The organism is Burkholderia sp. 9777_1386 (assembly GCF_015712265.1).
GTDB lineage: Bacteria > Pseudomonadota > Gammaproteobacteria > Burkholderiales > Burkholderiaceae > Burkholderia > Burkholderia cenocepacia.
This window is the reverse complement of the sequence record NZ_JACCQB010000002.1, coordinates 108,417-134,830: the sequence shown is the minus strand read 5'-3', so window position 1 is coordinate 134,830 and position 26,414 is coordinate 108,417. Positions and strand designations below refer to the sequence as shown.

Below are 26,414 nucleotides of genomic sequence, written 5' to 3'. Positions count from 1 at the left end.
GATGCTGACGGCTTTCGACTACGCTGTATTGGCGGTGATCGTGTTGTCGGCGCTGCGCGGCGCATGGCGCGGCTTCGTGTCCGAGATTTTCGGGCTGATCGGCTGGATCGCGGCGATCGTGATCGCGGGCCGCTACGTCGGGCTGGTCGTGCCGTACATCCCGGCGAACTGGCCGGGCGGCGCGCTGACGCAGTGGGTGATCGCCTTCGCGTTAGTCGTGATCGGCGTCGTGCTGGTCGCCGGAGTGGCGAACGCGCTGCTGTCGCGGATCGCGCAGGCGAGTGGCCTGGGCGGCGTCGACCGCTCGCTGGGCATGATGTTCGGGCTCGTCCGCGGCTGCGTGCTGGTGGTGCTGCTGGTCGCGGCGGCCGGGCTGACCGAACTGCCCAAACAGGATTTCTGGCGCAATGCGCTATTGCGTCCTTTTGCCGAACAGGGCGTGCACGAGCTGAAGCAGCTCCTGCCCGACGGCATGGCCCAGTACGTACGCGTGTGACGACGCGGCCGGGCAGGACGGAACCGATTTTGTCATTCTGAAGGACATGCCATGTGCGGCATCGTAGGTGTTATCTCCCAATCCCCGGTCAATCAGCTGATCTATGACAGCCTGCTGCTGCTGCAGCATCGCGGTCAGGACGCGGCGGGCATCGCGACGGCGGACGGCAGCAATTTCCACATGTACAAGGCGAACGGCATGGTGCGCGACGTGTTCCGCACGCGCAACATGCGCAGCCTGCCCGGCACCTACGGCATCGGCCAGGTGCGCTACCCGACGGCCGGCTCGGCGTCGAGCGAGGCCGAGGCGCAGCCGTTCTACGTGAACGCGCCGTTCGGGATCATCCTCGCGCACAACGGCAACCTGACGAACTGGCAGCAACTGAAGGACGAGATGTTCCGGATCGACCGCCGGCACATCAACACCAATTCCGACAGCGAAGTGCTGCTCAACGTGTTCGCGCACGAGCTGCAACTGTCGACCACGGGCCTCGAGCTCGATCCGGCGTCGGTGTTCAAGGCGGTGTCGGGCGTGCATCGCCGCCTGCAGGGTTCGTACGCGATCGTGTCGCTGATCGCCGGCTACGGCCTGCTCGCGTTCCGCGACCCGTTCGGCATCCGTCCGCTCTGCATCGGCAAGCTCGAAACCGAACACGGCACCGAATGGATGGTCGCGTCGGAGTCGGTGGCGGTCGAAGGCATCGGTTTCGAATTCGTGCGTGACCTGGAGCCGGGCGAAGCGATCTTCATCGACAAGGCCGGCAACTTCCACAGCCAGCAGTGTGCGGAGAACCCGACGCTGAATCCGTGCATGTTCGAATACGTGTATCTGGCCCGTCCGGATTCGTGTCTCGACGGCGTGCCGGTCTACAACGTGCGCCTGCGCATGGGCGACTATCTCGCCGAGAAGATCAAGCGCGAGCTGCCAAACGTGCCGATCGACGTCGTGATGCCGATTCCCGATTCGTCGCGCCCGGCCGCGATGCAGGTCGCCGCGAAGCTCGGCGTCGAGTATCGCGAAGGCTTCTTCAAGAACCGCTACGTCGGCCGGACCTTCATCATGCCGGGGCAGGCCGTGCGCAAGAAGTCGGTGCGCCAGAAGCTCAACGCGATGAGCATCGAGTTCAAGGACAAGCACGTGCTGATCGTCGACGATTCGATCGTGCGCGGCACGACCTCGCATGAAATCGTGCAGATGGCGCGCGATGCGGGCGCGAAGTCGGTGATCTTCGCGTCGGCGGCGCCGCCCGTGAAGTTCCCGAACGTGTACGGCATCGACATGCCGACGCGTGGCGAGCTCGTCGCGCACGGCCGCACCGACGAGGAAGTCGCGAAGATCATCGGCGCCGACCACCTGATCTATCAGGACGTCGACGATCTGCGCCGCGCGGTGCGCGACATCAACCCGAAGCTCGAGCGCTTCGAGGCGTCGTGTTTCGACGGCAACTACATCACCGGCGACGTGACGCCCGAGTATCTCGATGCGATCGAGCGCGCGCGCCTCACGCCGGCGTCGCAGGCCGATCGCGATACGGCCGGCGATACCGAGCGTTCGCAGATGAACCTGCAGCTGTCGGTCGAGTAACGCCGGCGCACGCTTCGATCGAGGCGTGATAGGATGTGGCCTTGCGTCGATTTGATATCAGCTTGCGGACGCGGGGCAACTTCCCAAAACAGCTAAAGCGAAGGCCGGCGGCAGCCGGCCCGAGTCGATCGCTGTCGTACCGCACCGAAGCCCGCTGATGCCGACGCATAGCGGGCTTTTTGTTTTTGGCCTGGGTTTTGACCGGGTCCGCGCCTCATGAACGACCGTCGGCGCGGCCATCGAATACGGAAAACGGAACATGGACGACTCCCTCAACTTCGACACGCTTGCCGTGCGCGCGGGCACGCAGCGCAGCGACTTCAACGAGCATTCGGAAGCGCTGTTCCTCACGTCGAGCTTCTGCTTCTCGAGCGCGGCCGACGCGGCCGAGCGCTTCGCGAATTCGGAAGACTATTTCACCTACTCGCGCTTCACGAATCCGACCGTCACCATGTTCCAGGAGCGTCTCGCGGCGCTCGAGGGCGGCGAGGCGTGCATCGCGACGGCGTCAGGCATGGCCGCGATCATGTCGGTCGTGATGTCCGCGCTGCAGGCGGGCGACCATCTCGTCAGCTCGCGCAGCCTGTTCGGCTCGACGCTCGGGATGTTCTCGCAGATCTTCAGCAAGTTCGGGATCACGACGACCTTCGTCGACCCGACGGACTTGAACGCATGGCAGGAAGCCGTGCGGCCGGAAACGAAGATGTTCTTCCTCGAGACGCCGTCGAACCCGTTGACCGAACTCGCCGACATCGAGGCGATCGGCAAGATCGCGAAGGCCGCGAACGCGCTGTTCGTCGTCGACAACTGTTTCTGCAGCCCGGTGCTGCAGCAGCCGCTGAAGCTCGGCGCGGATGTCGTGATGCATTCGGCGACGAAATTCCTCGACGGTCAGGGCCGCGTGCTCGGCGGCGCGCTGGTCGGCTCGAAGGAATTCATCATGGGCAAGGTGTTCCCGTTCGTGCGCAGCGCGGGCCCGACGCTGTCGGCATTCAACGCGTGGGTGCTGCTGAAGGGAATGGAGACGCTGTCGCTGCGCGTCGAGAAGCAATCGGCGAACGCGCTGGAGATCGCGCGCTGGCTCGACGCGCATCCGGCCGTCGCGCGCGTGTTCTATCCGGGGCTCGAATCGCATCCGCAGCATGAACTCGCGAAGCGCCAGCAAAAGGCGGGCGGCGCGATCGTGTCGTTCGAGCTGAAGGGCGACACGCCCGAGCAGCAGCGCGCGAACGCATGGCGTGTGATCGACGGCACGAAGCTGGTGTCGATCACCGGCAACCTCGGCGATACGCGTACGACGATCACGCATCCGGCGACCACGACGCACGGCCGCATCACGCCGGAAGCGCGCGCCGCGGCGGGGATCACCGAGGGGCTGATCCGCCTGGCGGTCGGCCTCGAGCATGCGGGCGACATTCGCAACGATTTGGCGCGCGGCCTGAACGGCTGAGTGACGCAGCGGTTTTCGGACCGGCATCAATGAAAACGGGCCGCTCGTGAGAGCGGCCCGTCGTCGTTTCGGCGCATGCCGTGGCGTGCGTGTCGTCCCGTTCAGCCAGCGGCGTGACCGAGCGGTGCAGCACGCATCGCGTCCACCATCCATCGCAGCGTTTCGTCGAGCGGCGTGACCGGCAATTCGCCGACCGCACGCCGCAGCTTGTCGCGCGACCCGCTCAGGCTTTTCACTTCGTTGTGTCGCACGAAGCGTGGATCGATCGTCACGTCGATCACGTAACCGGCGATGCGCGACAGCATCGCCAGCACTTCCTTCAGTGAATACGCGCGCTCCGAGCAGACGTTGAACGTCTCGCCTGCCGGTGCGGCTTCGATGAGCTTCAGATAGGCGGCCGTCACGTCGCGCACGTCGGAGAAATCGCGGCTCACGTCGAGATTGCCGAGCGAGATCCGCGGTGCGTTGCGCGCATAGTGCGCGACGAGCTTCGGCAGCAGATAGGCATCGCTCTGGCCGACGCCCGTGTAGTTGAACGGCCGGGCGATCACGATCGGCAGCCGGTCGGCCCATAGCTTCGCCGCATATTCCATCGCGAGTTTGCTGACCGCGTAGTCGTTCGCCGGCGCAGGCGCGACGGTTTCGTCGAGCACGCCGGCCGTCGAGTTGCCGTAGATGTTCGCGCTGCTGGCCAGCAACACGGCCGACGGACGGCGGTCGAGGCCGGAGAGGGCAGCCAACAGGTTGCGCGTGCCGACGATGTTGACCGCGTAGGTCTGCGACGGCTCGTCCTGTGCGACATGCGCACGCGCGGCGAGATGCACGACTGCGTCGGGCCGTGCATCGGCCGCAGCCGCGCGCATGGCCTCGGCGTCGAGCAGGTCGACGGGCAGCAGCGTGCACTGCGCGAACGCCGGATCGGCGGGGCGGGGCGTGCCGGGCGCGACCGTGCCCCAGACGTCATAGCCGGCCGCCTGCAGGCGTTCGGCCATGTAGCGACCGGTGAAGCCCGTCAGGCCCGTGACGAATGCACGGCGCGACGGACGCCCGGTTTCAGAACGTGTCATGGTGTTGGTTCCGCGTCAAATCCGCTTCGACCATCATCTGGCAAAGTTGTTCGAGCGTCGTCTTGGGTGCCCAGCCCAGTTTGCTTTTCGCCTTGTCCGCGCAGCCGATCAGCAGGTCGACTTCGGCCGGGCGGTAGAACTTCGGGTTCACTTCGACGAGCACGTTGCCGGTCGATGCGTCGAGGCCGCGCTCCTGCTCGCCCTTGCCGGTCCATTCGATCTGGTAGCCGGCCGCCGCGAACGCCATCCGCACGAAGTCGCGCACGGTTTCGGTGCGATTGGTCGCGAGCACGTAGGTGTCGGGCTCGTCGGCCTGCAGCATGCGCCACATGCCTTCGACGTATTCGAGCGCGAAGCCCCAGTCGCGTTTCGCGTCGAGATTGCCGAGCTCGAGCTTGGTGGCCTTGCCGAGCCGGATCTTCGCAACGGTGTCCGTGATCTTGCGCGTGACGAATTCGCGGCCGCGCAGCGGCGATTCGTGGTTGAACAGGATCCCGCTGCTGCCGAACAGGCCATACGATTCACGGTAGTTCACGGTCATCCAGTGCGCGTACAGCTTCGCGACCCCGTACGGGCTGCGCGGGTAGAACGCGGTGGTTTCCGTTTGCGGAATGGCCTGCACCTTGCCGAACATCTCGGACGTCGACGCCTGGTAGAAGCGCGTCTTCGGGCTCACGACGCGAATCGCCTCGAGCAGGTTCAGCGGGCCGATGCCGGTCACTTCGGCGGTCGTTGCCGGCTGGTCGAACGACACGCCGACGAAGCTCTGCGCGGCCAGGTTGTAGAGTTCGTCCGGCTGCGTGCGTTCGAGCAGGCGCAGGCTCGAGCCCGCGTCGGTGAGGTCGTGCTCGACGAGCGTCAGGTTCGGATGCGTGTCGACGCCCAGTTCGGCGATACGCCAGAAGTTCACCGAGCTGGTGCGGCGATAGGTGCCGGTGACCTCGTAGCCCTTGTCGAGCAGCAGTTTGGTCAGGTACGCACCGTCTTGCCCCGAAATTCCGGTGATGATGGCCTTTTTACGAGTTTGGCTCATGGCGTTGTCCTGGTAGAAGCAATGGATGATGAAATTCAGGCGGTCGTGCCGGCGGCGGCCGGCACCGCGCGGCGCGCGGGCCCGCGCGTCAGGCGCCGTTCGAAGCCGTACCAGCTCAGGGTCGCGTACGCGAGCGTGATCGCCAGCGCGAGCGCGGCCGTGACGAAGCGGTTCAGATGCAGCGGCCACAGCGCGTACAGCACGCTCAGGTGGATCAGGTAGACGGTGTAGCTGACGGTGCCGACGTAGACGAGCATCGGGTTCGTCAGCACACGCTGCACGAGGCCGCGGCCGCGCAGCGCGATCACGACGATCGACGTGCACAGCAGCAGCGAGATGCTGTAGAGCGCCGCATTCGACATCGGCGTGTTCGCGGCGCGAAAGCGCGGGAACGACAGGTGCAGCCAGCCGAGGATCGCGAGCGACACGAGCGCGCCGACGATCGCGAGCGGGTAGAACGGCTCGAGCGCGCGCCGGTCGCGGCGCAGCACGATCGCGAGCAAGGCGCCGGCCGCGAGCAGGTCCATCCGGAACGGCGTCAGGTAGTAGATCGGCCAGAACGAATCGAACCACGGCGTCGCGATCGCGCGCAGCACCGGCGCCGCGACGATCAGCGCGGCGGCGACCCACAGCAGCGCGCGCTCCGAGCACCACAGCACGACGAACGGCCAGAAGATGTAGAACTGCTCCTCGACCGCGAGCGACCACAACACGTTCAGGCTGTCATGGCCGATGCTGCCGAGCGACAGCCCGATATTGGTCGAGAAAAACGCGAACCACGGCCAGTGCGGCAGCCAGCTCGCGCCGAACAGCAGCGTCGACACCACCAGCAGCAGCACGTACGGCGGCAGGATGCGGCGCACGCGGCGCGCATAGAAGTGGCTGAAGTACGACTGCCCGCGCGCCTTGCGATCGAGCAGGATGCCGGTGATCAGCAGGCCGCTCAGCACGAAGAACAGATCGACACCCATCCACAGCGGCGCCTTCAGCGCGTGCTGCAGGAACACGGCGCCCACCGCGATCGCGCGCAGCCCGTCGAGCTGCACGATGCGGCCGTGTTGCGGCGGGGCGAGGTCGGCGGGGCGTGCCAGGGCCGTCATCGCGCGGCTCCTTCACGACCCGCATCCAATGCGTGTACGTATTGCATGCCTTTTAATGGAATATGGAATCGAAATCGATTCTAGGGAAAAGAAATCGGTAAAAAAACGCGCGTCATTTATCTGGCGACAAATATTCAAATGCCGATTATTGCGATCGCGAGATGAAAGGTTGGCGCCCGGGCGGGCCCGATGGGCGGTGCGGGGCGGAATTTTCTACGTGGTGGCGCGGGAAAGGCGGTCGTTATTGCCGTTTCCGCGCGCCATTTACTCGCTGTTCCGGTTCGATATTTCACGCGGAAACATCCCCAAATATTTCCAAATTTCTTGTGATTATTTTTGCTTGTAACCTGCATCGCGACGTTTGAAACCCATTTAGCGACAGCGCGCATCCGCGGCACTCCGTGGCGGCGCCGGTCGCTGTTGCATCAAGTCTGGAGAAGCGCATTGCGACGTCTGATTCTGGTTGGCATGACGGTATGCGCGGCGCTGCTGACGAGCGCCGTGCCGGCCGAAACGGTGTTGCCCGCGACGACGTCGTGGATCGGCAACACGTTCGGCTATGGCGACGGCTCATGGACGCAGATCGACATCCGCGCGATCGCGGTGACGCCCGAGGGCAAGGTGTATACGAATGCGCCGTGGGACGAGAGTGGCGCCGAGGCGAGCGTCTACCAGGACGGGAAGATGCTCGGCTTCGCCGGCGGCACGCACGGCTGGGGCAATCTCGGCGGCAACGCGATTGCGGTGAACAGCAAGTACGCGTATGTCGCGATCGGCGTCGGCAACGAGCGCGGCCACTTGCAGGCGCCCGGCATCTGGCCGGACAAGGGCAAGCAATGGTTCGGCATCTCGCGACGCACGATCGGCGACATGAAGCAGCCCGCGCCGTTTCGCGCGGCGCCGCAGGTCGCGCCGGGCGGCCGCGCCGACGCCGGCCGCGCACGGATGGCCGCCAGCTTCATGATGATGAACGAGGTGCCGGCGCCCGCGCGCTCGGAAGTCGGCGAGGCGAAGGCCGAAGTGGGCGGCCTCGCGGCCGACGACAAGACGCTGTTCGCGACCAATCCGTCGCGCGACGTGGTGGATGTCTATGACGCGGAGACGATGCAGCAGAAGGGCACGTGGAGCGCGCACGAGCCGGGCCGCATCGCGCTCGCGGGCGACGGCACGCTGTGGCTGCTGACCGATACGCTGGGCGGGCCCGCGCATCTCGTGCACGTGCGGGCCGACGGCCGCAAGCTCGACGACGCGCCGGCGCTGCCGGAAGGCACCGACGCGGTGGACGTGGCGGTCGACGCGAAAGGGCGCGTGCTGATCGCGGACAACGGGCCGCGCCAGCAGATCCTGATCTTCTCGAAAGGCGGCAACCGCTATGCGCCGTCCGGCACGCTCGGCGAACGCGGCGGCATCTTCGCGGGCCCGGTGCCGGGCCGGCCGGGGCCGCAGCGTTTCAACGGGCTGACGGGCGTCGGTGTCGACCGCGCCGGCAACATCTACGTGTCGATGAACGGGATCGGGCCGCGCCACGACACGATCGGCGCGGGGCTCGGCGCGGTGCTGGAAAGCTACACGCCGGACGGCAAGCTGCGCTGGCAGGTGCAGGGGCTGCTGTTCGTCGACGGCGCGTGGCTCGATCCCGCACGGCCGAACAGCGTGTACACGGGCAACAAGCGTTTCGAGCTCGACCTGTCGAGGCCGCCGGGCCAGGACTGGAAATACGTCGGCTTCCTGTCGAACCGCTTCAAGTATCCGGACGACCCGGTGTTCCACACGGACCAGTATCCGGGCATGCCGATCGCGCGGCGCGTGGACGGTCGCACGTTCCTGTACCTGACCGACATGTACGCGGATCACCTGAAGATCTACCGCTTCGACGCGAAGCGCGACGGCGAAGTCGCGATTCCGTCCGGCCTGATCGCGGGCCGTGCGCGACCGGTCGACAAGGTGCCGAACAAGCCGCCGGGCGGCGACTGGCTGTGGCGCGACACGAACGGCAACGGCCGGATCGATGCCGACGAGTCCGAGCTCAACACGACGGGCAAGGCGAAGGCCGGCGGCTGGGGCTGGTGGGTCGACACGAAGGGCGACATCTGGCGCACGAGCGACGTGCGCGGCATCCACCGTTTCCAGTACGGCGGCGTCGACAAGGCCGGCAACCCGATCTATTCGTACGACAAGGTGACGACCTACCCGATGCCGCAGCCGTTCACGCAGCTGCGCCGCGCGATCTACGAGCCGCAGACCGACACGCTGTACGTGACCGGCTACACCGCCGACGCGCCGCCGCAGCCGGGCATCAACAAGGAAGTCGGGCGCGTGCTGATCCGCTTCGACAAGTGGTCGACGGGCTCGCCAGTCGCGCGCTACCAGGTGGCGCTGCCGTGGAAGCTCGACGCGAAGCCGATCTTCGACCTGATCGGGATCACGGTCGAGGGGCGCTACCTTTTCACGGTGGAGCCGGTCGGCAAGATCCACGTGTACGACAAGGAAACCGGCAAGGAAGTCGGCGTGATGAGCCCGGGCGCCGAGGTCGGCAAGGCGTCCGGCTGGGTCGACGTGCCGTTCGGCATCAGCGCGTTCCGGCGCGAGAACGGCGAGTACCTGGTGTTCGTCGAGGAAGACGCGCGCGGCAAGGTGCTGATGTATCGCTGGAAACCGTGACGGGCGGCGCGCCGTCGTCGACGTCACTCAAGGCTCAAGCATGGACAAAGGCATACTCAAGAACGTTTCGATCAACTTCATCGGGCTGATCCTGCCGACCTTCGTGTCGCTGGTGACGGTGCCCGCGTACATCCACGCGCTCGGCGTCGAACGCTACGGCGTCGTCAGCCTCGTATGGACGCTGATCGGCTATTTCGGGATCCTCGATCTCGGGATGAGCATGGCCGCGCAGAACCACATCTCGAAGGCGCTCGCGAGCGGCGACGCGGACGAAAGCGCGCGCGTGTTCTGGAGCGCGTTCTGGCTGAACCTCGGCACCGGCATCGCGGGCGGGCTGCTGATCTATTTCGGCGCGTTCGTCTACACCGCGTATTTCACGAAGGTGTCGGCCGCGATGCAGCACGAGGTGTATCTCGCGCTGCCGTGGCTCGCGCTCGCGATTCCGCTCGCGAACGTGTCGTGGGTGTTCGCCGGCGCGATCAACGGCGCCGAACGGTTCGGCGTGTTCAACACGAACCAGACGATCGGCACGTTCCTGTTCCAGCTGCTGCCGCTCGCCGCCGCGTGGTGGATCGCGCCGAACCTGCAGACGGTGCTCGCCGCGGCCGTCGTCGCGCGGCTGATCGCGGCGGTGATGCTCGGGCAGGCCAGCATCAAGGTGCTCGGCATCCGCCGCATCGATCCGCCGCAGTGGGGCACCGCGAAAGGGCTGTTCAACTTCGGCGGCTGGATGCTGATCGCGAGCACGACCAGCATGATCGCCGACACGCTTGACCGCGTGATGCTCGGCGCCGGCATGGGCGCGAAATTCGTCACCTACTACACGGTGCCGCAGAACCTCGTCACGCGCCTGAACATGCTGCCGAACGCGCTGGTGCGCACGCTGTTCCCGCGGCTGTCGGCGGTCGGCCGCGATCATGCGGATACGCTCGCGCGCCAGTCGCTCGAGTTCCTGAACGGCGTGTTCACGCCGGTCGGCATCGTCGCGATCTTCGCGCTCGCGCCGTTCCTCACGCTGTGGGTCGGCGCCGATCTCGCCGCGCATTCGGCGCCGGTCGGCCGCGTGCTGGTGATCAGCGTGTGGCTCGTCGGCCAGGCGAGCGTCACGCGCATCCTGATCCAGTCGCAGGTCAACCCGGCCCGCGCGGCATTCGCCGGGCTCGTCGAGATGCCGTTCTTCGTCGGCGGCCTGTGGTTCGGCATTCACCACTTCGGGCTGATCGGCGCGGCGGTGGTCGTCGCGGCGCGCGCGCTCGTCGACTACGGCGTGCTGCTGTACCTGTCGGCGATCCGGATGCGCGCAATCGTGCTCGACATGCTCGCGCATCTCGCGTTCCTGCTGGCGAGCCTGTTCCTGGCGCAGGCGTGGCCGGGGCTCGGCGAGTCGATCGGCATGTGCGCGGTCGTGCTGGTGCTGAACGTCGCGTGGTCGCTCACGATGACGCCGGGGTTGCGCGCGCTCGTGCGCGACCTGTTTGTCCGTCTCAATGCGAGGAAAACCATATGAATCGCGATCTGGCGGAACACGCCGTCCTGAATCTCGCCACGGCCGATGCCGCCGTGGCCCACCCGGGCGACGCCGCCGCGCTGCACCGCGCGGTGTCGGCCGAGCGCGCCGGCGCGCGGCAGCCGGCGCGTGCGCTGCGCGTGGCGATCGTCCACGACTGGCTCGTCACCTATGCGGGCGCCGAGCGCGTGCTCGAACAGATCGTCGCGTGCTTTCCCGACGCGGATCTGTTCAGCCTCGTCGATTTTCTCGACGACCGCGCGTTCGTGCGCGGCAAGCCGGTGACGACGTCCTTCATCCAGAAGCTGCCGTTCGCCCGCACCAAGTACCGTAGCTACCTGCCGCTGATGCCGCTCGCGATCGAGCAGCTCGACGTGTCCGAGTACGACCTCGTGATCTCGAGCAGCCACGCGGTCGCGAAGGGCGTGCTGACCGGGCCGGACCAGGTACACATCAGCTACGTGCATTCGCCGATCCGCTATGCGTGGGACCTGCAGCACCAGTATCTGGAGCAGTCGAACCTCACGCATGGGCCGAAATCGCTGCTCGCGCGAATGATCCTGCACTACATCCGCAACTGGGACACGCGCACCGCGAACGCGGTGGACGGCTTCGTCGCGAATTCCGCGTTCATCGCACGGCGCATCAGGAAGGTCTATCACCGCGACGCGGCGGTGATCTTTCCGCCGGTCGACGTCGACGCGTTCTCGCTGAATGCGGTGAAAGAGGAGTTCTACCTGACCGCGTCGCGGATGGTGCCGTACAAGAAGATCGACCTGATCGTCGAAGCCTTTTCGCGCACGCCCGAGCGCAAGCTGGTCGTGATCGGCGACGGCCCCGAGATGCAGAAGATCCGCGCGAAGGCCGGCCCGAACGTCGAGATCATGGGCTACCAGCCGTTCGCGGTGCTGCACGACCGGATGCGGCGCGCGAAGGCGTTCGTGTTCGCGGCCGAGGAGGATTTCGGCATCTCGGTCGTCGAGGCGCAGGCGTGCGGCACGCCGGTCATCGCGTACGGCAAGGGCGGTGCGCTCGAAACCGTGCTCGACCCGCAATCGAACCTGCACCCGACCGGCCTCTTCTTCGACGAACAGACGCCGCAGGCGATCGTCGCGGCCGTCGACGATTTCGAGCGCGCGCCGCAGCGCTTCACGCCGGACGCGTGCCGCGCGAACGCGGAGCGGTTTTCCGCCGACACGTTCCGGCGGCGCTTCCTCGACTACGTGGAGCAGGCGCTGCCCGGCTCGACCGCGCAGCGCGGCACGGCCGCGCCTCTGCCGGCCGCGCGCGGCCCGGCGACGCTCGTGCTCGACCAGAGCGGCGTGCTCGGCGGCGCCGAGCTGTCGCTGCTCGAGATCATGAAGCACATGCGTGCGAACGCCGACGTGCTGCTGTTCGCCGACGGTCCGTTCCGCGCGGCGCTCGACGAGATCGGCGCGCGCGTCGACGTGGTCGAGCAGGGTGCGCTCGCGGGCGTGCGCAAGCAGGGCGGCGTGTCGTTCGGCGCGGTGAAGCAGCTCGTGCGGCTGGTGCGCGACGTCGCGCGGCGCGCGCGCCGCGCCGAGGTGATCTACGCGAACACCCAACGCGCGATGGTGGTCGCCGCGCTCGCCGGGCGGCTCGCGCGCAAGCCGGTGGTCTGGCACCTGCGCGACATCGTCAGCACCGACCATTTCGGCGGCAAGCAGTTGAAGGCGATCAAGTATTGCGCGCGGCTCGGCGTCACGCGCGTGATCGCGAACTCCGATGCATCCGCGCAAGCGTTCCGCGCGCTGACGGGCTTCACGCCGCAGCACGTCGACGTCGTGTTCAACGGCATTTCGGCCGAACCGTTCGACGCGCTCGAAGGCGTGAGCCAGGCCGCGCTGCGCGCGCGCCTCGGGCTGCCCGCGGACGCCTGGCTGGTCGGCTCGTTCAGTCGTCTCGCGCGCTGGAAGGGGCAGCACGTGCTGCTGGAGGCCGCCGCGCGGCATCCGGACATGCACGTGGTGCTGGTCGGCGCGCCGCTGTTCGGCGAGGACGACTATGCGGCGCAACTGCACGAATACGTCGCGCAGCACGGGATGGACGCGCGCGTGCATTTCCTCGGCTTCCAGCGCGACGTGGCCGCGTGCATGACGGCGGTCGACGTCGTCGCGCACACGTCGATCACGCCGGAGCCGTTCGGGCGCGTGATCGTCGAGGGGATGCTCGCGCGCCGGCCGGTCGTCGCGGCGCGGGCGGGCGGCGTCGTCGAGATCATCGAGGATGGCGACAACGGGCTGCTCTGCGAGCCGGGTAACGCGGCCGCGCTGGCCGATGCGCTGGCGACGCTCAAGCGCGACCGCGCGCTGCGCGAGCGGCTCGTCGCGAGCGGGCGCGCGACCGCGGTGCGCCGGTTCGGGACCGAAACCTACGTGGAGCGGGTCGAGAAGATCCTCGCGGATACGGCGAAGGCCGCCAAGGCCGCGAACGCGAAGAAGTAGCAGCTGGCGCGAGCCGGCGGCAAACGGGCCCCCATGCGGTGTCGTGCTGCGTGGGGGCTTCGCTTTTCAGCGGGCGAGATGTCTGGTGGTGGCGGACGGGCGGGCATGCACGCCGACTCCACATGAGGCGCGAGCATGGCCGATCGTCATCTGAAACCGGGAGCGGGCCATCGGCAACGTGAAGCGGGCAGGCGACACCGTTGCAGTCGTGCTGCAGCAACCCCGCAGAGACGGCTTACGCGGGTCGTGGCGCGGTCGGAGAGCGGCAGGCTGCCCGTCCCTTGTCGAAGCGGCCCGCGACCGCGCGCCGGCCGTGAAAAAGCCCCCGCGCGGCGAGACGCCGCGCGAGGGCCGCGAAACCGGACGGGCCGGCCGGCTTGGGTCAGACGGCCTGTTCGGGCGTCGACGCAACGACGCGGGCGGCGCGGGTCGGCTTGAAGCTGGCCGACCACGTCATCGCCGGCCGTTCGAACATCCGGTAGAACAGGTACGCCACCGGGATCGCGACGGCCATGAACGCGAACGACGGCCAGATCGACAGTTGCAGTTCGGAATGGAACAGCACCGAGCCGAGGCAGACGAACAGCGGCAGGTGGACCAGGTACAGCGAGTAGCTGAAGTCGCCGAACCAGCTCAGCACGCGCAGCGGCGGCGTCGGGCGCGGCGGGCGGGCAAGCGCGCGGTACAGGAAGCACGCGAAGCCGGCCGACCACAGCTGGAACGCACCGTACTGGCCGACATGGAACGCGCCGCAGCCGGCGGCCAGCAGCACGGCGGCCGCGACGTACCACGCGCGCGACGGCACGACGGCCATGCCGCGCGATTGCTGCGCGCGCACGTCGGCGATCCATGCGCCGATCGTCCAGGACAGCCAGTACGACGTGAAGAACTGCAGGTCGTGCCGTTCGAGCAGCCACGCCGACGCGACGTTGACGAGCGCGACTGCGGCCACGACGGCCGGCATCCCGATGCGCCGGCGCAGCGCGAACAGCAGCGGGTAGACCGCGTAGAACTGCACTTCGAGCGACAGCGTCCACAGCGCGCCGTTCGACCCGTACGTGTAGCCGGCGACGCCCTGCAGCGAGAACAGGTTCACCAGGAACGCGACCAGGCCGACGTCGCGGATCTTGTGGCTGACGGGCTCGATCTGCAGGCTGACCGCGTCGAGCGCGAGCGTGAACAGCAGCGCGGCGAGCAGCACCGGGTAGATGCGCGCGAAGCGGCGCACCCAGAAGTTCGGCGCGTCGAGCCGGTATGCGGGGTTGGCCGCGAGCTTGAGCGCCGCGTTGCGGTGGATGCAGTAGCCGCTGATCACGAAGAAGATCGGCACGCCGGCGGAGCCCCACGCGAACGGGAAGGTCAGGTAGCCGGCGATCACGCCCGGGCTCAGTGCATGACCGTAAGCATGATGGAAGCTCTGCATGCCGACCCAGACGACCTGGCGGCAGTGGAAATAGGCGACGAGCAGCGCCGCGAAGCCGCGCATCGCGTCGATCACGTGTTCCTTGTGGTCGGCGACGGGCGGCGCGGCCAGAGACGATCCGCTGAAAGCTTGCATGCGATTCGATTCCTTGCGACGGATGGACGGGAAGTTTCATCCAATCGTAATGCGCAAGAATTCGGTCAATGAATAAAAAAATCTCGCCCGGAAATATCGGTATTCCACATCATGGAGTTATCGCGACCTGAAAGCGGCTCGTCGAGGGGTGCGAATTATTTGCCGATTTTTTTCTGATAGTTTGAAGCTCCAGTTGATTGATGCAAGGAGCGGCAAGATGGACATGCATTGGATCGCGAGCGCTGCAGTACTGTTGGTCATGGCCGTGCTGTCGGCGTACCGCGAGGCGCTGAAGAACGAACCGATCCGCCCGGGCCTCGAGCGGGGCGGCGTGCCCTATATCGAGGAATTCGAATCGTAAGCATTTGTATCCGGAAAATCGGTAATTTGTTTCTGCCTCGGCAATCGGTCCGGCAATATCGACCGAATTGAAACGATTATATTTTTTCGGAATCATTGGGCAATCAGTTCATATCGAAAATGAGCGGAGTGGAATTGGCCGTACCGTCGATTCTCGATATGCCGTTCGGAACACAATCGCGCCGGGTCGCAGGTCGACGCGGCGCAGTCAACGCAATCAGGATGCGAACATGTTGAAAGTCACCAAGGCCGTGTTCCCCGTTGCCGGTCTCGGCACGCGGTTCCTCCCGGCAACGAAGGCGAGCCCGAAGGAAATGCTGCCCGTCGTCGACAAGCCGCTGATTCAGTACGCGGTCGAGGAAGCGATCAACGCCGGTATCACCGAGATGATCTTCGTCACCGGGCGCAGCAAGCGCGCGATCGAGGATCATTTCGACAAGTCGTACGAGATCGAGGCCGAGCTCGAGGCGCGCGGCAAGGAAAAGCTGCTCGAACTCGTGCGCGGCATCAAGCCGAGCCACGTCAACTGCTTCTACGTGCGCCAGCCGGAAGCGCTCGGCCTCGGCCACGCGGTGCTGTGCGCGGAGAAGCTCGTGCACGGCGAGCCGTTCGCGGTGATCCTCGCCGACGACCTGCTGCACGGCGAACAGCCGGTGCTCAAGCAGCTCGTCGACGTGTTCGACCACTATCACAGCTCGGTGATCGGGGTCGAGACGATCCCGCGCGAGGACAGCCGCTCGTACGGCGTCGTCGAAGGCCGGGAGTGGGAAGAGGACATCATCAAGCTGTCGGGCATCATCGAGAAGCCGGCGCCGGAGGATGCGCCGTCGAACCTCGGCGTGGTCGGCCGCTACGTATTCATGCCGACGATCTTCGATCATCTGCGCAAGCTCAAGCCGGGCGCGGGCGGCGAATTGCAGCTCACCGACGCCGTCCAGTCGCTGCTCGCGAACGAGCAGGTGCTCGCGTATCGCTACTACGGCACGCGCTTCGACTGCGGCAGCAAGCTCGGTTATCTCAAGGCCACCGTCGAGCTCGCGCTCCAGCATCCGGAAGTGAGCCGCGAATTCGAGGCGTACCTGCGTACCTGCTTGCCCGCGCTGGCTGCCGTCGCTTAAAGCGGCCGCGCGCTCCGTCGTTTCAGGTGGTGGTTGTTCCGTTGGCCCCGGCCGCTCGCGCGCCGGGGCTTTTTTGTTTGCGCGGGCGCGAGCGCAGGGTGCGCGACGTCGGCACGCGGTGCCGGGCAGGTGTGCGGGGTGCAGGCGCGCGACGCATGCCGGTGAGGCGGGACGTCGCGCGTGAAAGCGGTGCCGAAGCATGCGTCGCGTGACCGGATCGGTGGAGGGATTGCGCGGCATGCACGTCACTCGCGTGGGTGTCGCGCGATGACGCGGTGTCGGCCGACATGCCGCCGGTCGCCGGGCGTCACCGGTATCGACGCATTCCCGTCCGGCTTTCGCCGCGCGCCGCGTCCACGCGACGCTCAGCGCGGCGACGCGCTCGGCTGCGCGGCGAAGTGCCGGGCCAGCAGCGCGGCGATCGGCTTCTTGAAGTCGAGCAAGCGCTTTTCGAGATAACGCCAGGACAGGTGCGCGAGCAGCACGGCGAGCGCGAATTGCAGCAGTTCCGGTGCCGAGTCGCGGACGATGTCCGGCATCGGCACGTGCGCGAAGGACGCGGGCAGTACGCCGAAGCGCGCCGGAATCAGGTTGTGGAACAGGTAGAAGCCGTAGCTGATCGTGCCGAGATAGGCAAGCGGCGCCCAGTCGAGCAGCGCGACGACGGGATGCTCGGGTGCGCTGACGATCCACAGCATCAGCGCGCCGAGCGACACGGACAGGCCGAGATCCGCGAGCCCCGCGACCGCATCGGGCAAGGTCGTGCAGGCAGGCAGCGCGAGGAAGAATGCGACGCCGGCCGCGCCGAGCCAGCCGGGCGGTACGCGGCGCGCGGCGGCCGCGCCGCGATCGGCGAGCGCCATCGCGCCGACGCCGCCGAGCGCGATCAACGCGAAATTCCACGGGGAAAACGCGTAGATCAGCACCGGCGACGCGTCCGACAGGTAGAGCGCGAGATGCGCGAGCGCACACAGCGCGACGGCCGCGACGCCGAGCGCGACGTGTCGCGCGGCGGGTACCGCGAGCAGCGCGAGCGGTGCGATCAGATAGAACTGCTGTTCAACGGCGAGGCTCCAGAAATGCGACGTGGAGCCCGGCCAGCCGTCCTTGACGACGCCGATCCAGTAATTCGACAGGAACACCGCGTGCCAGGCGAGCCCGAGATTGACGCCGCGCTGGTAGAACAGCGCGTGCGCGATCGCGAGCGCGGCGAGCAGCAGGTAATACACGGGAAAGATCCGCAGCGCGCGCTTCGCGAGAAACAGCGCGAGCGCGTGGCGGCGCGTCATGGTGCCGCATTCGACCGCCTGACGGTTGCGATGCAACTCGCCGACGATCAGGAATCCGCTGATGAGGAAAAACGTCCACACGCCGAGCTTGCCGACGTCGACGGCAAGGACATGGCCCTTGTGGGACAGGAAAACGAGGATGACGGCGAGGGCTCGCAGGCCGTCGAGTCCTTTGACGTATCTGACTTCGCGCATGGAGGCATCCGGGCATTGAGCGCGCCCAGTATAGGTGCGCAAATATCGAACGTAATTCGCGTTCGGCTTGTTTGAGCCCATACGTACACGCGTTTTTTCATGCTCGAGTGTCGATGAAGTCGGTCGCGCGCAACAAAACCTGCGGGAAACCCCGCGAAAACGCATAAAAGTACTGCACGAAGCGTCAAGGCGCTTGTAGAATCCGGCGTTGAAGCGCGCGCGTTGCACGCTTCGTGTATCCAACGACCACACCTGGTAGGAGAAACATGGCGACTTCCGCAAAAAAGGTGGCCAAGAAGGCTGCCGCACCGGCGACCAAGAAAGTGGCTGCCAAAAAGGCTGCGCCCGCGAAGAAAGTAGTGGCCAAGAAGGCTGTCGCAAAGGCAGCACCGGCTGCTCCGACGCCGCTGAAGGACAAGTTCACGAAGGCATCGCTCGCAACGCACATCGCTGAGCGCGCGGCTGTCGAAGTGAAGGCGGTCAAGGCAGTGCTCGCCGCACTCGAGAACGTCGTGCTGGGCTCGGTTCACAAGAAGGGCGCAGGCGAGTTCACGCTGCCGGGTCTGCTGAAGATCACGGCACAAGTCGTGCCGGCGAAGAAGAAGCGCTTCGGCAAGGATCCGTTCACGGGCGAAGAGCGTTGGTTCCCGGCGAAGCCGGCCAGCGTGCGCGTGAAGGCACGTGCGCTGAAGAAGCTGAAGGACGCGGCAGCGTAATGCCGCGCAACGACTGCCGAATGCATGTCGGCAGCCGTTGCAGTGTCCCGAGATCCCCGTACGCGAAAGCGTGCGGGGATTTTTATTGCGTCGCGCAAAGCGCGCGGCGGCGAACGGATCGCCCGGCGATGCCGGGTTTGGCCGACGCACGATGTGCGGCGGATCGCATGTCGCGCATCCGCATCCGCATCCGCATCGCCGAGCCGCGAACTTCATTCGCGCGCCGCGTTGTTGCCGCGCGTTCCGTCGCGAGCGCATCGCGAGATTTGCCATCGTGACGGACGACACCCCGCACGACATCGCCGCACAGGTCGCCGCCGCACGTGCCGTGATCGAACGGCATCTCGGCGCGACGCTGGAAGCGATCCACCTGTTCGGATCGGCGCTCGACGGCGGCCTGAAACCGCGCAGCGACATCGATTTGCTGGTGACGGTGGCGGTGCGCCCGGACGAAGCGGCGCGACGCGCGCTGATGTCGGACCTGCTCGGTGCTTCTGCGCCGCCCGGTTGCAGCGGCGGCATGCGTGCGCTGGAGGTCACGGTCGTCGCGCACGGCGACGTGGTGCCGTGGCGTCATCCGGCACGACGCGAGCTGCAGTTTGGCGAATGGCTGCGCAGCGACCTCGACGCCGGCATCGTCGAGCCGCCGCTCGTCGATCACGATCTGGCCATCCTGCTGACGAAGGCGCGCGAGCACAGCATCGCGCTGGTCGGCCCGCCCGCGGACGTGCTGTTCGAGCCGGTGCCCGCGCGCGACTTCGTCGCCGCGCTGCTCGCTACCGTGGCGCAGTGGCAGGCGGAACCCGACTGGCGCGACGACGCGTGCAACATCGTGCTCGCGCTCGCGCGCATCTGGTATAGCGCCGCGACCGGCAAAATCGCGCCGAAGGACGTCGCCGCGGCGTGGGTGCTGGCGCGCCTGCCGGACGCGCACCGGCCGGTTCTGGCGGCTGCGCGTGCGGCCTATCTCGATGGTGACGCAGGCGCGGCGATCCTGTCGGGCGAACCGCTGGCGGAATTCATCGGCTACGCGCGACGGACGATCGAGTCGATGCTGTCGGCGTAGCAGTTCGCGCCGACGATGCACGCTACCGGTTTGCCGGCCGGCCGCGAAGCCGGCGGCATGCGCGCACCGTCGAGCCGAGCGCGTGCACGCGACCCGGCGCGGCGTCACGCATGCGCGGCCCGGTGCGCCGGGTCAGCTCGCGGTGCCCGCAAAGGCGGCCTTCAGCGCGGCGTCGTCGAACTTGGTCATCTGCATCATCGCTGCGGCCACGCGGCCCGCCTTGACCGTGTCGCGGTCGGCCATCATCGGAATGAGCGCTTCCGGAACGATCTGCCACGACACGCCATAACGATCCCGCAGCCAGCCGCAGCCGTCGGCCGTGCCGCCGTTGTCGAGCAGCGCGCTCCAGTAGCGATCGAGTTCGGCCTGGTCCGCGCAGCTGACGAGCAGCGAGATCGCGTGGTTGAACGTCTCCGTGCGCGGGTGGCTCATCGCGAAGAACGGCTGCCCGAACAGCTCGAATTCGACCATCCGCGTGCCGTCGGTGCCGGGCACCGCCGTGACGCGCACGATCCGCGAATCCGGAAAGATGCCGGCATAGAAGGCCGCTGCTTCTTCGGCTTCCGTCGAATACCAGAGAAAAGGCGTGATCTTCTGAATCGTCATGACGAATCTCCTGTCTGTATGGGTCCGGGGCAAACCACGTGCCGCCATCGATACGACGGACGACGCCCGCCGAAATCGACACGCGGCGCGAACCAATCCCGCATCGGTCGGGCCGGGCGGTGCCGGCAGTGCGGATGTTAGTCGTCCTTGGCGGAAACGGCGAGCTCTCCGGGCCGCGGAAACCGGGTTGCGCGGGCATGGCAGCGGCCAGGCGCCGCTGCCGGCCGGCCGACCTATGTCGGGCCCGGCTGTCGCGCGGAGGCCGTGCAGACGCTGCCGGCCCGCGAGCCGGAGGCGGACGAAAAAAAGCCAGCCGCGGCCGAAACCGGGGCTGGCTTTCCAGGTCGGCGACAAGGCGTCGGAGACGCCATGCACGCCGGAAACGTACTTCTTAGAACTTGTGGCGCAGGCCGAGTGCGACGATTTCCTGCGAGCTCTTGCCGGCGATGCCGTACGAGCCGATCGACGCTTGCGCATCGCTGCCGTCTGCGTTGTGGCCGCTTGCGTGCTGGTATGCGCCGACCAGGTACACGTCGGTGCGCTTCGACAGCGAGTAGTCCGCGCCGAGCGAAACCTGGTGGTACTTGGCGTTGTTGTCGCCGCTACCCTTCGTGTAGATGTAGCCGAGGCCGAGCAGCAGCGGTGCCGATGCCTGGTACGTGACGAAGCCGCGACCCGTGTTGTACTTCTGGTTCGTGCCGAACGTCGACGCGCCGTCAGCCTTGTACTGGGCGTTGCTGTAGCCTGCACCGACCGTCACCGGGCCGAATGCGTACTGGGCTGCCACTTGCGCGATGCCGATCGACGTCGACGACGTGAACGCGTTGTTGATGAAGGTCGTGCCCGAGTCGCCGTCGAAGATTGCGTCCGACGTACCGGTCCAGCCGCTACGCTTGCCGGCCGTGAGCGCCGATGCGTTGTTCGCGTGGAAGTAGCCGGCAGCCACGCCGAGCGGGCCGTTGTTGTAGGCTGCGGCTGCGGCCCACGTCTGACCCTTGCCGGTCGAGCCGGCGACGCCGCCGAGTGCGTACATGCCTTCGAACTGGAGGCCGGCGAACACCGGGGACGTGTATTTGATCGCGTTGCTGACGCGCAGGCTGTTGTCGTTGTTGTCGACGTCGCCCGGCGTGGCGAACACGCTGCCGAAGTAGTTGTCAGCCGTGACTGCCTGAACCAGGTCGACCAGCGGGTCGTACTGGCGACCCAGCGTCAGCGTACCGTACTGGTCGCTTTGCAGGCCGACGAACGCCTGGCGGCCGAACATGCGGCCACCCTGGCCCAGTGCGCCCGATGCCGAGTTGAAGCCGTTTTCCAACTGGAAGATCGCCTTCAGGCCGCCACCGAGGTCTTCCGAACCCTTCAGGCCGAAGCGGCTGCCTTGCAGGTTGCCGCTACCCATCGACCACGAATTGTTACCTTGACCGGCGTTACCGTGAACGTACGTGATCGACGTGTCGATCACACCGTAGAGCGTCACGCTCGACTGAGCCTGAGCGGCGCCAGCGGCGCCCAGCAGGGCGAGCGAGAGGGTCGAGAGAGCAAGTTTCTTCATCGTTGAGTTTCTCCACGCAAGTGATTCATCGTTATTTGTTGCGGATTGGAGAATAGCTCAGTGCCATACACGCAAGAAAGCTTAAAAAATAAAGTGTCTCGAAAAGGTAACAGCAGGAAAAAGTCCATATATATCAAGCACATCAGACACTGTTCCTGTTTATGAAATAGTTGACAATTGCTGCGCTGCGATTGTTTCAATCGCTGATGCACATGGCGGCAGACCCCCTGTTTCGGCCCGTTGCAGCAAGGAAATGAGGGTGTGCAAACGTTTGCGGTTGCAGGTGCATGCACGCCGACGTGTCAGGCAAGCGTCGACGCCGCGCGAATGCGCGGCGAACCACGGGGTTGCAAGCGAGGGGAGGGTGTGCCGGGTACGCGCGGGATCGATGCGCGGCCGTCTTCAGCGGGCTGAATCAGTCGTCGCGCGGGCGATTCCCGGCGGGATCGGGCCGAGCGGCGCGAGTCGCTTGAGCGGCCGCGGCCGGCGCCGGATTCGCGGCCGGCCGATGCGCGTCGCCGCGGGCGGCCGCGAATTCCGCGCCGAGCAGCAACACGATCGCGGAGAAGTACAGCCACATCAGCAGGACCGCGAACGACCCGGCCGCGCCGAACGCGCTCGCGGTGCCCGCATGCGCAAGATACAGCGCGAACAGCTTCTTGCCGCCGGAAAACAGGATCGCGGACACGATGCCGCCGATCGCGGCGTCGCGCCACGCGACGCGCGCGTCGGGCAGGAACTTCATCAACGACGCGAACGCGGCCGCGAGCACCGCGATGCCGACGAAGAACTGCACGACGTTCGTGACGACCACGTACGGCGAATTGCCCAGCAGCCAGGTGCCGATGAAGGTGATCGCGGTGTCGAGCACGAGCGACACGATCAGCAGGAACGCGACGCCGAGCACGAGCCCGAACGAGATCAGCCGCACGCGCACCAGCCCGAGCATGCTCGACCAGCGGCTTTCGGTGGCCGGCCAGATCACGCTGAGCGCCGCGCTGAGCGACGCGAACGTGGCCGACGCGCCGATCGCGAGCGCGGCGAACGAGATCAGCGTGGCGATGCCGCCGCGTTCGCCCGCGCGGTGCGCGTTCTGCACGATCGTCTGGATGCTGGCGGCCGCGTCGTCGCCGATCAGCTGGTGCGCCTGCTCGAACACCTGGCCGCGCGCGGCGTCGTCGCCGTAGAACCAGCCGGCCACCGCGATCACCATCACGAGGGTCGGCGCGAGCGAGAACGCGGAGAAAAACGCGATGCCCGCGGCCATCGCGGAGCAGCGGTCGGACGAGAAGCGCTTGAACGCGGTGAGGGCCCAGTTGGCCTGCTGCTGGGCGAGACGGGTGGCTTCTGAAGTGATCTGTCGTTTCATGACGGTTCGGTTGCGCGCGGAACGCGGATCATCGCAGGTTAATCGGACATATCGGTATTGATCCGAGGATTCGATCATAGTTGCCTGAACTGTCTATAATTCCTTTCAGTTTCACCCCACCCCACAATAACGCCGAGACCGCCATGCTACAAATGTCCCGGCGCCAGTTCCTGAAGGTGACGGCCACGTCGCTTGCCGGATCGAGTCTTGCCCTGATGGGCTTTTCTCCGTCCGAAGCGCTGGCCGAAGTCCGACAGTACAAACTGGCGCGCACCGTCGAAACGCGCAACACCTGTCCTTACTGTTCAGTGGGTTGCGGCATCCTGATGTACAGCCTCGGAGACGGCGCGAAGAATGCGCAGCCGAGCATCATCCACATCGAAGGCGATCCCGACCACCCCGTCAATCGCGGCACGCTGTGCCCGAAGGGCGCGAGCCTGATCGACTTCATCCACAGCCCGAACCGCCTGACGCACCCCGAGTATCGTGCGCCCGGCTCGGACAAGTGGGAACCCATCTCGTGGAACGACGCGCTCGACCGCATCGCGAAGCTGATGAAGGCCGACCGCGACGCGAACTTCGTCGAGACGGCCGAAGACGGCGCGAAGGTCAACCGCTGGCTCACGACCGGCATGCTGGCCGCGTCGGCGGGCAGCAACGAGGTCGGCTACCTGACGCACAAGACCATCCGCAGTCTCGGGATGCTCGCATTCGACAATCAGGCGCGTGTCTGACATGGCCCGACGGTGGCAGGTCTTGCCCCGACGTTTGGCCGTGGAGCGATGACGAACCATTGGGTCGACATCAAGAACGCGGACGTGATTCTCGTGATGGGCGGCAATGCAGCCGAGGCCCATCCGTGCGGTTTCAAGTGGGTGACGGAGGCGAAGGCGCACCGCAAGGCGCGGCTGATCGTCGTCGACCCGCGCTTCACGCGTACGGCCTCGGTGGCCGATTACTACGCGCCGATCCGCACCGGCACCGACATCGTCTTCCTGGGCGGCGTCATCAACTATCTGCTGACGAACGACAAGATCCAGCATGAGTACGTGAAGAACTACACGGACTTCTCGTTCATCGTGCGCGAGGATTTCGCGTTCAACGACGGCATTTATTCCGGCTACGACGCGCAGAAGCACGCGTACCCGGACAAATCGAGCTGGGACTACGAGCGCGGCGACGACGGTTTCGCGAAGATCGATCCGACGCTGCAGCATCCGCGCTGTGTATATAACCTGCTGAAGCAGCACTACGCGCGCTATACGGCGGACATGGTCCAGCAGGTCTGCGGCACGCCGAAGGACAAATTCCTGAAGGTGTGCGAGATGCTCGCGAGCACGGCCGTACCCGGCCGCGCCGGCACGGTGCTGTACGCGCTCGGCTGGACCCACCACTCGATCGGCGCGCAGATCATCCGCACCGGCGCGATGGTGCAGCTGCTGCTCGGCAACATCGGCATCGCCGGCGGCGGGATGAACGCGCTGCGCGGCCACTCGAACATCCAGGGGCTGACCGACCTCGGGCTGATGTCGAACCTGCTGCCGGGCTACATGACGCTGCCGATGCAGGCGGAGCAGGACTTCGACGCGTACATCAAGAAGCGCGTGCAGCAGCCGCTGCGGCCGAACCAGTTGAGCTACTGGAAGAACTACAAGGCGTTCCACGTCAGCTTCATGAAGTCGTGGTGGGGCGACGCGGCTACCGCCGAGAACAACTGGGCGTACGACTACCTGCCGAAGCTGGACAAGCAGTACGACCTGCTGCAGGCGATCGAGCTGATGAATGCCGGCAAGATGAACGGTTACATCTGCCAGGGCTTCAACCCGCTCGCGGCGGCGCCGTCGAAGGTGAAGACGGCGGCTGGCCTCGCGAAGCTGAAGTGGCTCGTGATCATGGATCCGCTCGCGACCGAGACGTCCGAGTTCTGGAAGCCTCACGGCGACTACAACGACGTCGATCCGTCCAAGATCCAGACCGAGGTGTTCCGCCTGCCGACCACCTGCTTCGCGGAGGAAAACGGCTCGCTCGTGAGTTCGAGCCGCGTGCTGCAGTGGCACTGGAAGGGCGCGGAGCCGCCGGGCGAAGCGAGGAGCGACCTCGAGATCATGTCGGGGCTGTTCCTGCGCATGCGCAAGCTGTACCAGAAGGACGGCGGCAAGTATCCGGACCCGATCGTGAACCTGACCTGGCCGTACGCGAACCCGGAAAGCCCGACGCCCGAGGAACTGGCGATGGAGTTCAACGGGAAAGCGCTCGCCGATCTGCCCGATCCGAAGGATCCGGCGAAGACGCTCGTGAAGAAGGGCGAGCAGCTTGCCGCGTTCGCGCAACTGAAGGACGACGGCACGACCGCGAGCGGCTGCTGGATCTTCTGCGGCGCGTGGACCCAGGCCGGCAACCAGATGGGGCGGCGCGACAACTCCGACCCGACCGGTATCGGCCAGACGCTGAACTGGGCGTGGGCATGGCCGGCGAACCGGCGGATCCTGTACAACCGCGCGTCGTGCGACGTCGCCGGCAAGCCGTTCGACCCGACCCGCAAGCTGATCGGCTGGAACGGCAGCGCGTGGAAGGGCGCCGACATCCCGGACTTCAAGGCGGACGAACCGCCCGAAAACGGGATGGGGCCGTTCATCATGAATCCGGAAGGCGTCGCGCGCTTCTTTGCCCGCGCGGGGATGAACGAAGGTCCGTTCCCCGAGCATTACGAGCCGTTCGAGACGCCGCTCGCCGCGAACCCGCTGCACCCGAACAACCCGCAGGCGCTGAACAACCCGGCCGCCCGCGTGTTCCCGGACGACCGTGCGTCGTTCGGCAAGGTGGCGGAATTCCCGCACGTGGCGACCACGTACCGGCTGACCGAGCACTTCCACTACTGGACCAAGCATGCACGGCTGAACTCGATCATCCAGCCCGAGCAATTCGTCGAGATCGGCGAAGACCTCGCGAAGGAAGTCGGCGTCGCGCATGGCGAGCGCGTGAAGGTGTCGTCCAAGCGCGGCTACATCATCGCGGTCGCCCTCGTCACGAAGCGGATCAAGCCGCTGACGGTCGACGGCAAGAAGGTCCAGACGGTCGGCGTCCCGTTGCACTGGGGCTTCAAGGGCCTGACGAAGCCCGGCTATCTCGCCAATACCCTGACTCCGTCCGTGGGTGACGGCAACTCCTATACACCGGAATTCAAGTCGTTCCTGGTGAAGGTCGAAAAGGCGTAAGGGGGAA

At 66.3% G+C, this 26,414-nt stretch carries 19 protein-coding genes; 11 read left to right on the top strand and 8 right to left on the bottom strand.

Going from position 1 to position 26,414, the window contains the following annotated elements; all coding sequences use genetic code 11:
- The first annotated feature begins 1 nt into the window (after nucleotide 1).
- From H0X91_RS02640 to H0X91_RS02630, 3 genes are all read left to right on the top strand, one after another.
- On the top strand, nucleotides 2-496 hold the full coding sequence (locus H0X91_RS02640) for a CvpA family protein (protein WP_006491262.1): 495 nt from the start codon (nucleotides 2-4) through the stop codon (nucleotides 494-496).
- A gap of 51 nt (nucleotides 497-547) precedes the next feature.
- Entirely contained in the window at nucleotides 548-2,080 is a 1,533-nt protein-coding gene (gene purF / locus H0X91_RS02635; protein ID WP_006495945.1) for an amidophosphoribosyltransferase, read from the top strand.
- A 259-nt stretch (nucleotides 2,081-2,339) separates the two neighbouring features.
- Nucleotides 2,340-3,530, top strand: coding sequence for an O-succinylhomoserine sulfhydrylase (locus H0X91_RS02630; RefSeq protein ID WP_080331150.1), 1,191 nt, complete (start codon nucleotides 2,340-2,342; stop codon nucleotides 3,528-3,530).
- Between the two features lie 101 nt (nucleotides 3,531-3,631).
- Here the strand turns inward: H0X91_RS02630 and H0X91_RS02625 are convergent, their stop codons facing one another.
- From H0X91_RS02625 to H0X91_RS02615, 3 genes are read right to left on the bottom strand one after another with little or no spacing between them, the layout of a single operon-like run.
- A complete protein-coding gene (locus H0X91_RS02625) occupies nucleotides 3,632-4,597 on the bottom strand; it encodes an NAD-dependent epimerase/dehydratase family protein (RefSeq protein WP_006495943.1) in 966 nt (321 codons plus the stop codon).
- A complete protein-coding gene (gene gmd / locus H0X91_RS02620; protein WP_006491261.1) occupies nucleotides 4,584-5,630 on the bottom strand; it encodes a GDP-mannose 4,6-dehydratase in 1,047 nt (348 codons plus the stop codon). The genes H0X91_RS02625 and gmd overlap by 14 nt, the downstream gene beginning before the upstream one ends.
- A gap of 35 nt (nucleotides 5,631-5,665) precedes the next feature.
- Nucleotides 5,666-6,730, bottom strand: coding sequence for an acyltransferase family protein (locus H0X91_RS02615; protein WP_006495941.1), 1,065 nt, complete (start codon nucleotides 6,728-6,730; stop codon nucleotides 5,666-5,668).
- Nucleotides 6,731-7,198: 468 nt separating this feature from the next.
- Between H0X91_RS02615 and H0X91_RS02610 the strand changes: the two genes are divergently transcribed.
- From H0X91_RS02610 to H0X91_RS02600, 3 genes are read left to right on the top strand one after another with little or no spacing between them, the layout of a single operon-like run.
- Nucleotides 7,199-9,391, top strand: a complete 2,193-nt coding sequence (locus H0X91_RS02610) for a hypothetical protein (RefSeq protein WP_196432812.1) — start codon at nucleotides 7,199-7,201, stop codon at nucleotides 9,389-9,391.
- Nucleotides 9,392-9,431: 40 nt separating this feature from the next.
- Nucleotides 9,432-10,898, top strand: coding sequence for a flippase (locus H0X91_RS02605; protein WP_006491256.1), 1,467 nt, complete (start codon nucleotides 9,432-9,434; stop codon nucleotides 10,896-10,898).
- Nucleotides 10,895-13,363: a glycosyltransferase family 4 protein gene (locus H0X91_RS02600; RefSeq protein WP_012493216.1), complete on the top strand. Its 2,469-nt coding sequence runs from the start codon at nucleotides 10,895-10,897 to the stop codon at nucleotides 13,361-13,363. The genes H0X91_RS02605 and H0X91_RS02600 overlap by 4 nt, the downstream gene beginning before the upstream one ends.
- A 382-nt stretch (nucleotides 13,364-13,745) precedes the next feature.
- Here H0X91_RS02600 and H0X91_RS02595 read toward each other — a convergent pair whose 3' ends face one another.
- Nucleotides 13,746-14,921 carry an acyltransferase family protein gene (locus tag H0X91_RS02595; RefSeq protein WP_006495937.1) on the bottom strand — a complete coding sequence of 392 codons (1,176 nt, stop codon included), beginning with the start codon at nucleotides 14,919-14,921 and terminating at the stop codon, nucleotides 13,746-13,748.
- Between the two features lie 217 nt (nucleotides 14,922-15,138).
- Here H0X91_RS02595 and H0X91_RS02590 point away from each other — a divergent pair, with 217 nt between their 5' ends.
- A complete protein-coding gene (locus H0X91_RS02590; RefSeq protein ID WP_006479318.1) occupies nucleotides 15,139-15,282 on the top strand; it encodes a hypothetical protein in 144 nt (47 codons plus the stop codon).
- 229 nt (nucleotides 15,283-15,511) lie between these two features.
- Nucleotides 15,512-16,399 carry a UTP--glucose-1-phosphate uridylyltransferase GalU gene (gene galU / locus H0X91_RS02585; protein ID WP_006482949.1) on the top strand — a complete coding sequence of 296 codons (888 nt, stop codon included), beginning with the start codon at nucleotides 15,512-15,514 and terminating at the stop codon, nucleotides 16,397-16,399.
- A 365-nt stretch (nucleotides 16,400-16,764) separates the two neighbouring features.
- On the opposite strand, the gene H0X91_RS02580 is transcribed toward galU, so the two are convergent.
- Nucleotides 16,765-17,883 carry an acyltransferase family protein gene (locus H0X91_RS02580; RefSeq protein ID WP_006495936.1) on the bottom strand — a complete coding sequence of 373 codons (1,119 nt, stop codon included), beginning with the start codon at nucleotides 17,881-17,883 and terminating at the stop codon, nucleotides 16,765-16,767.
- Nucleotides 17,884-18,149: 266 nt separating this feature from the next.
- On the opposite strand from H0X91_RS02580, the gene H0X91_RS02575 reads away from it, so the two are divergent.
- The gene (locus H0X91_RS02575; RefSeq protein WP_006492882.1) at nucleotides 18,150-18,599 is read left to right on the top strand and encodes an HU family DNA-binding protein; all 450 of its coding nucleotides are present in this window, start codon (nucleotides 18,150-18,152) and stop codon (nucleotides 18,597-18,599) included.
- A gap of 274 nt (nucleotides 18,600-18,873) precedes the next feature.
- Nucleotides 18,874-19,665 (top strand): AadA family aminoglycoside 3''-O-nucleotidyltransferase, encoded by a 792-nt coding sequence (locus H0X91_RS02570; RefSeq protein ID WP_043205167.1) that lies wholly within the window; start codon nucleotides 18,874-18,876, stop codon nucleotides 19,663-19,665.
- 132 nt (nucleotides 19,666-19,797) lie between these two features.
- Here the strand turns inward: H0X91_RS02570 and H0X91_RS02565 are convergent, their stop codons facing one another.
- From H0X91_RS02565 to H0X91_RS02555, 3 genes are all read right to left on the bottom strand, one after another.
- Entirely contained in the window at nucleotides 19,798-20,271 is a 474-nt protein-coding gene (locus tag H0X91_RS02565; protein WP_060212508.1) for a VOC family protein, read from the bottom strand.
- A gap of 391 nt (nucleotides 20,272-20,662) precedes the next feature.
- Nucleotides 20,663-21,823 (bottom strand): porin, encoded by a 1,161-nt coding sequence (locus H0X91_RS02560; RefSeq protein WP_006488818.1) that lies wholly within the window; start codon nucleotides 21,821-21,823, stop codon nucleotides 20,663-20,665.
- 415 nt (nucleotides 21,824-22,238) lie between these two features.
- On the bottom strand, nucleotides 22,239-23,192 hold the full coding sequence (locus H0X91_RS02555) for a YihY/virulence factor BrkB family protein (RefSeq protein ID WP_006495933.1): 954 nt from the start codon (nucleotides 23,190-23,192) through the stop codon (nucleotides 22,239-22,241).
- A gap of 143 nt (nucleotides 23,193-23,335) precedes the next feature.
- On the opposite strand from H0X91_RS02555, the gene fdnG reads away from it, so the two are divergent.
- Complete coding sequence (fdnG, locus tag H0X91_RS02550) at nucleotides 23,336-26,407, top strand: formate dehydrogenase-N subunit alpha (protein WP_148094030.1); 3,072 nt, start codon at nucleotides 23,336-23,338, stop codon at nucleotides 26,405-26,407.
- The last annotated feature ends 7 nt before the right edge of the window (nucleotides 26,408-26,414 follow it).

What these genes read in the sequence shown, in the direction of transcription:
- H0X91_RS02615 (WP_006495941.1), bottom strand. Translation starts at nt 6,730, where the DNA reads ATGACGGCCCTGGCACGCCCCGCCGACCTCGCCCCGCCGCAACACGGC.
- H0X91_RS02590 (WP_006479318.1), top strand. Translation starts at nt 15,139, where the DNA reads ATGGACATGCATTGGATCGCGAGCGCTGCAGTACTGTTGGTCATGGCC.
- H0X91_RS02575 (WP_006492882.1), top strand. Translation starts at nt 18,150, where the DNA reads ATGGCGACTTCCGCAAAAAAGGTGGCCAAGAAGGCTGCCGCACCGGCG.
- H0X91_RS02610 (WP_196432812.1), top strand. Translation starts at nt 7,199, where the DNA reads ATGACGGTATGCGCGGCGCTGCTGACGAGCGCCGTGCCGGCCGAAACG.
- H0X91_RS02630 (WP_080331150.1), top strand. Translation starts at nt 2,340, where the DNA reads ATGGACGACTCCCTCAACTTCGACACGCTTGCCGTGCGCGCGGGCACG.
- H0X91_RS02600 (WP_012493216.1), top strand. Translation starts at nt 10,895, where the DNA reads ATGAATCGCGATCTGGCGGAACACGCCGTCCTGAATCTCGCCACGGCC.
- H0X91_RS02580 (WP_006495936.1), bottom strand. Translation starts at nt 17,883, where the DNA reads ATGCGCGAAGTCAGATACGTCAAAGGACTCGACGGCCTGCGAGCCCTC.
- H0X91_RS02565 (WP_060212508.1), bottom strand. Translation starts at nt 20,271, where the DNA reads ATGACGATTCAGAAGATCACGCCTTTTCTCTGGTATTCGACGGAAGCC.
- H0X91_RS02640 (WP_006491262.1), top strand. Translation starts at nt 2, where the DNA reads ATGCTGACGGCTTTCGACTACGCTGTATTGGCGGTGATCGTGTTGTCG.
- gmd (WP_006491261.1), bottom strand. Translation starts at nt 5,630, where the DNA reads ATGAGCCAAACTCGTAAAAAGGCCATCATCACCGGAATTTCGGGGCAA.
- H0X91_RS02605 (WP_006491256.1), top strand. Translation starts at nt 9,432, where the DNA reads ATGGACAAAGGCATACTCAAGAACGTTTCGATCAACTTCATCGGGCTG.
- H0X91_RS02595 (WP_006495937.1), bottom strand. Translation starts at nt 14,921, where the DNA reads ATGCAAGCTTTCAGCGGATCGTCTCTGGCCGCGCCGCCCGTCGCCGAC.
- H0X91_RS02555 (WP_006495933.1), bottom strand. Translation starts at nt 23,192, where the DNA reads ATGAAACGACAGATCACTTCAGAAGCCACCCGTCTCGCCCAGCAGCAG.
- H0X91_RS02625 (WP_006495943.1), bottom strand. Translation starts at nt 4,597, where the DNA reads ATGACACGTTCTGAAACCGGGCGTCCGTCGCGCCGTGCATTCGTCACG.
- galU (WP_006482949.1), top strand. Translation starts at nt 15,512, where the DNA reads ATGTTGAAAGTCACCAAGGCCGTGTTCCCCGTTGCCGGTCTCGGCACG.
- H0X91_RS02560 (WP_006488818.1), bottom strand. Translation starts at nt 21,823, where the DNA reads ATGAAGAAACTTGCTCTCTCGACCCTCTCGCTCGCCCTGCTGGGCGCC.
- purF (WP_006495945.1), top strand. Translation starts at nt 548, where the DNA reads ATGTGCGGCATCGTAGGTGTTATCTCCCAATCCCCGGTCAATCAGCTG.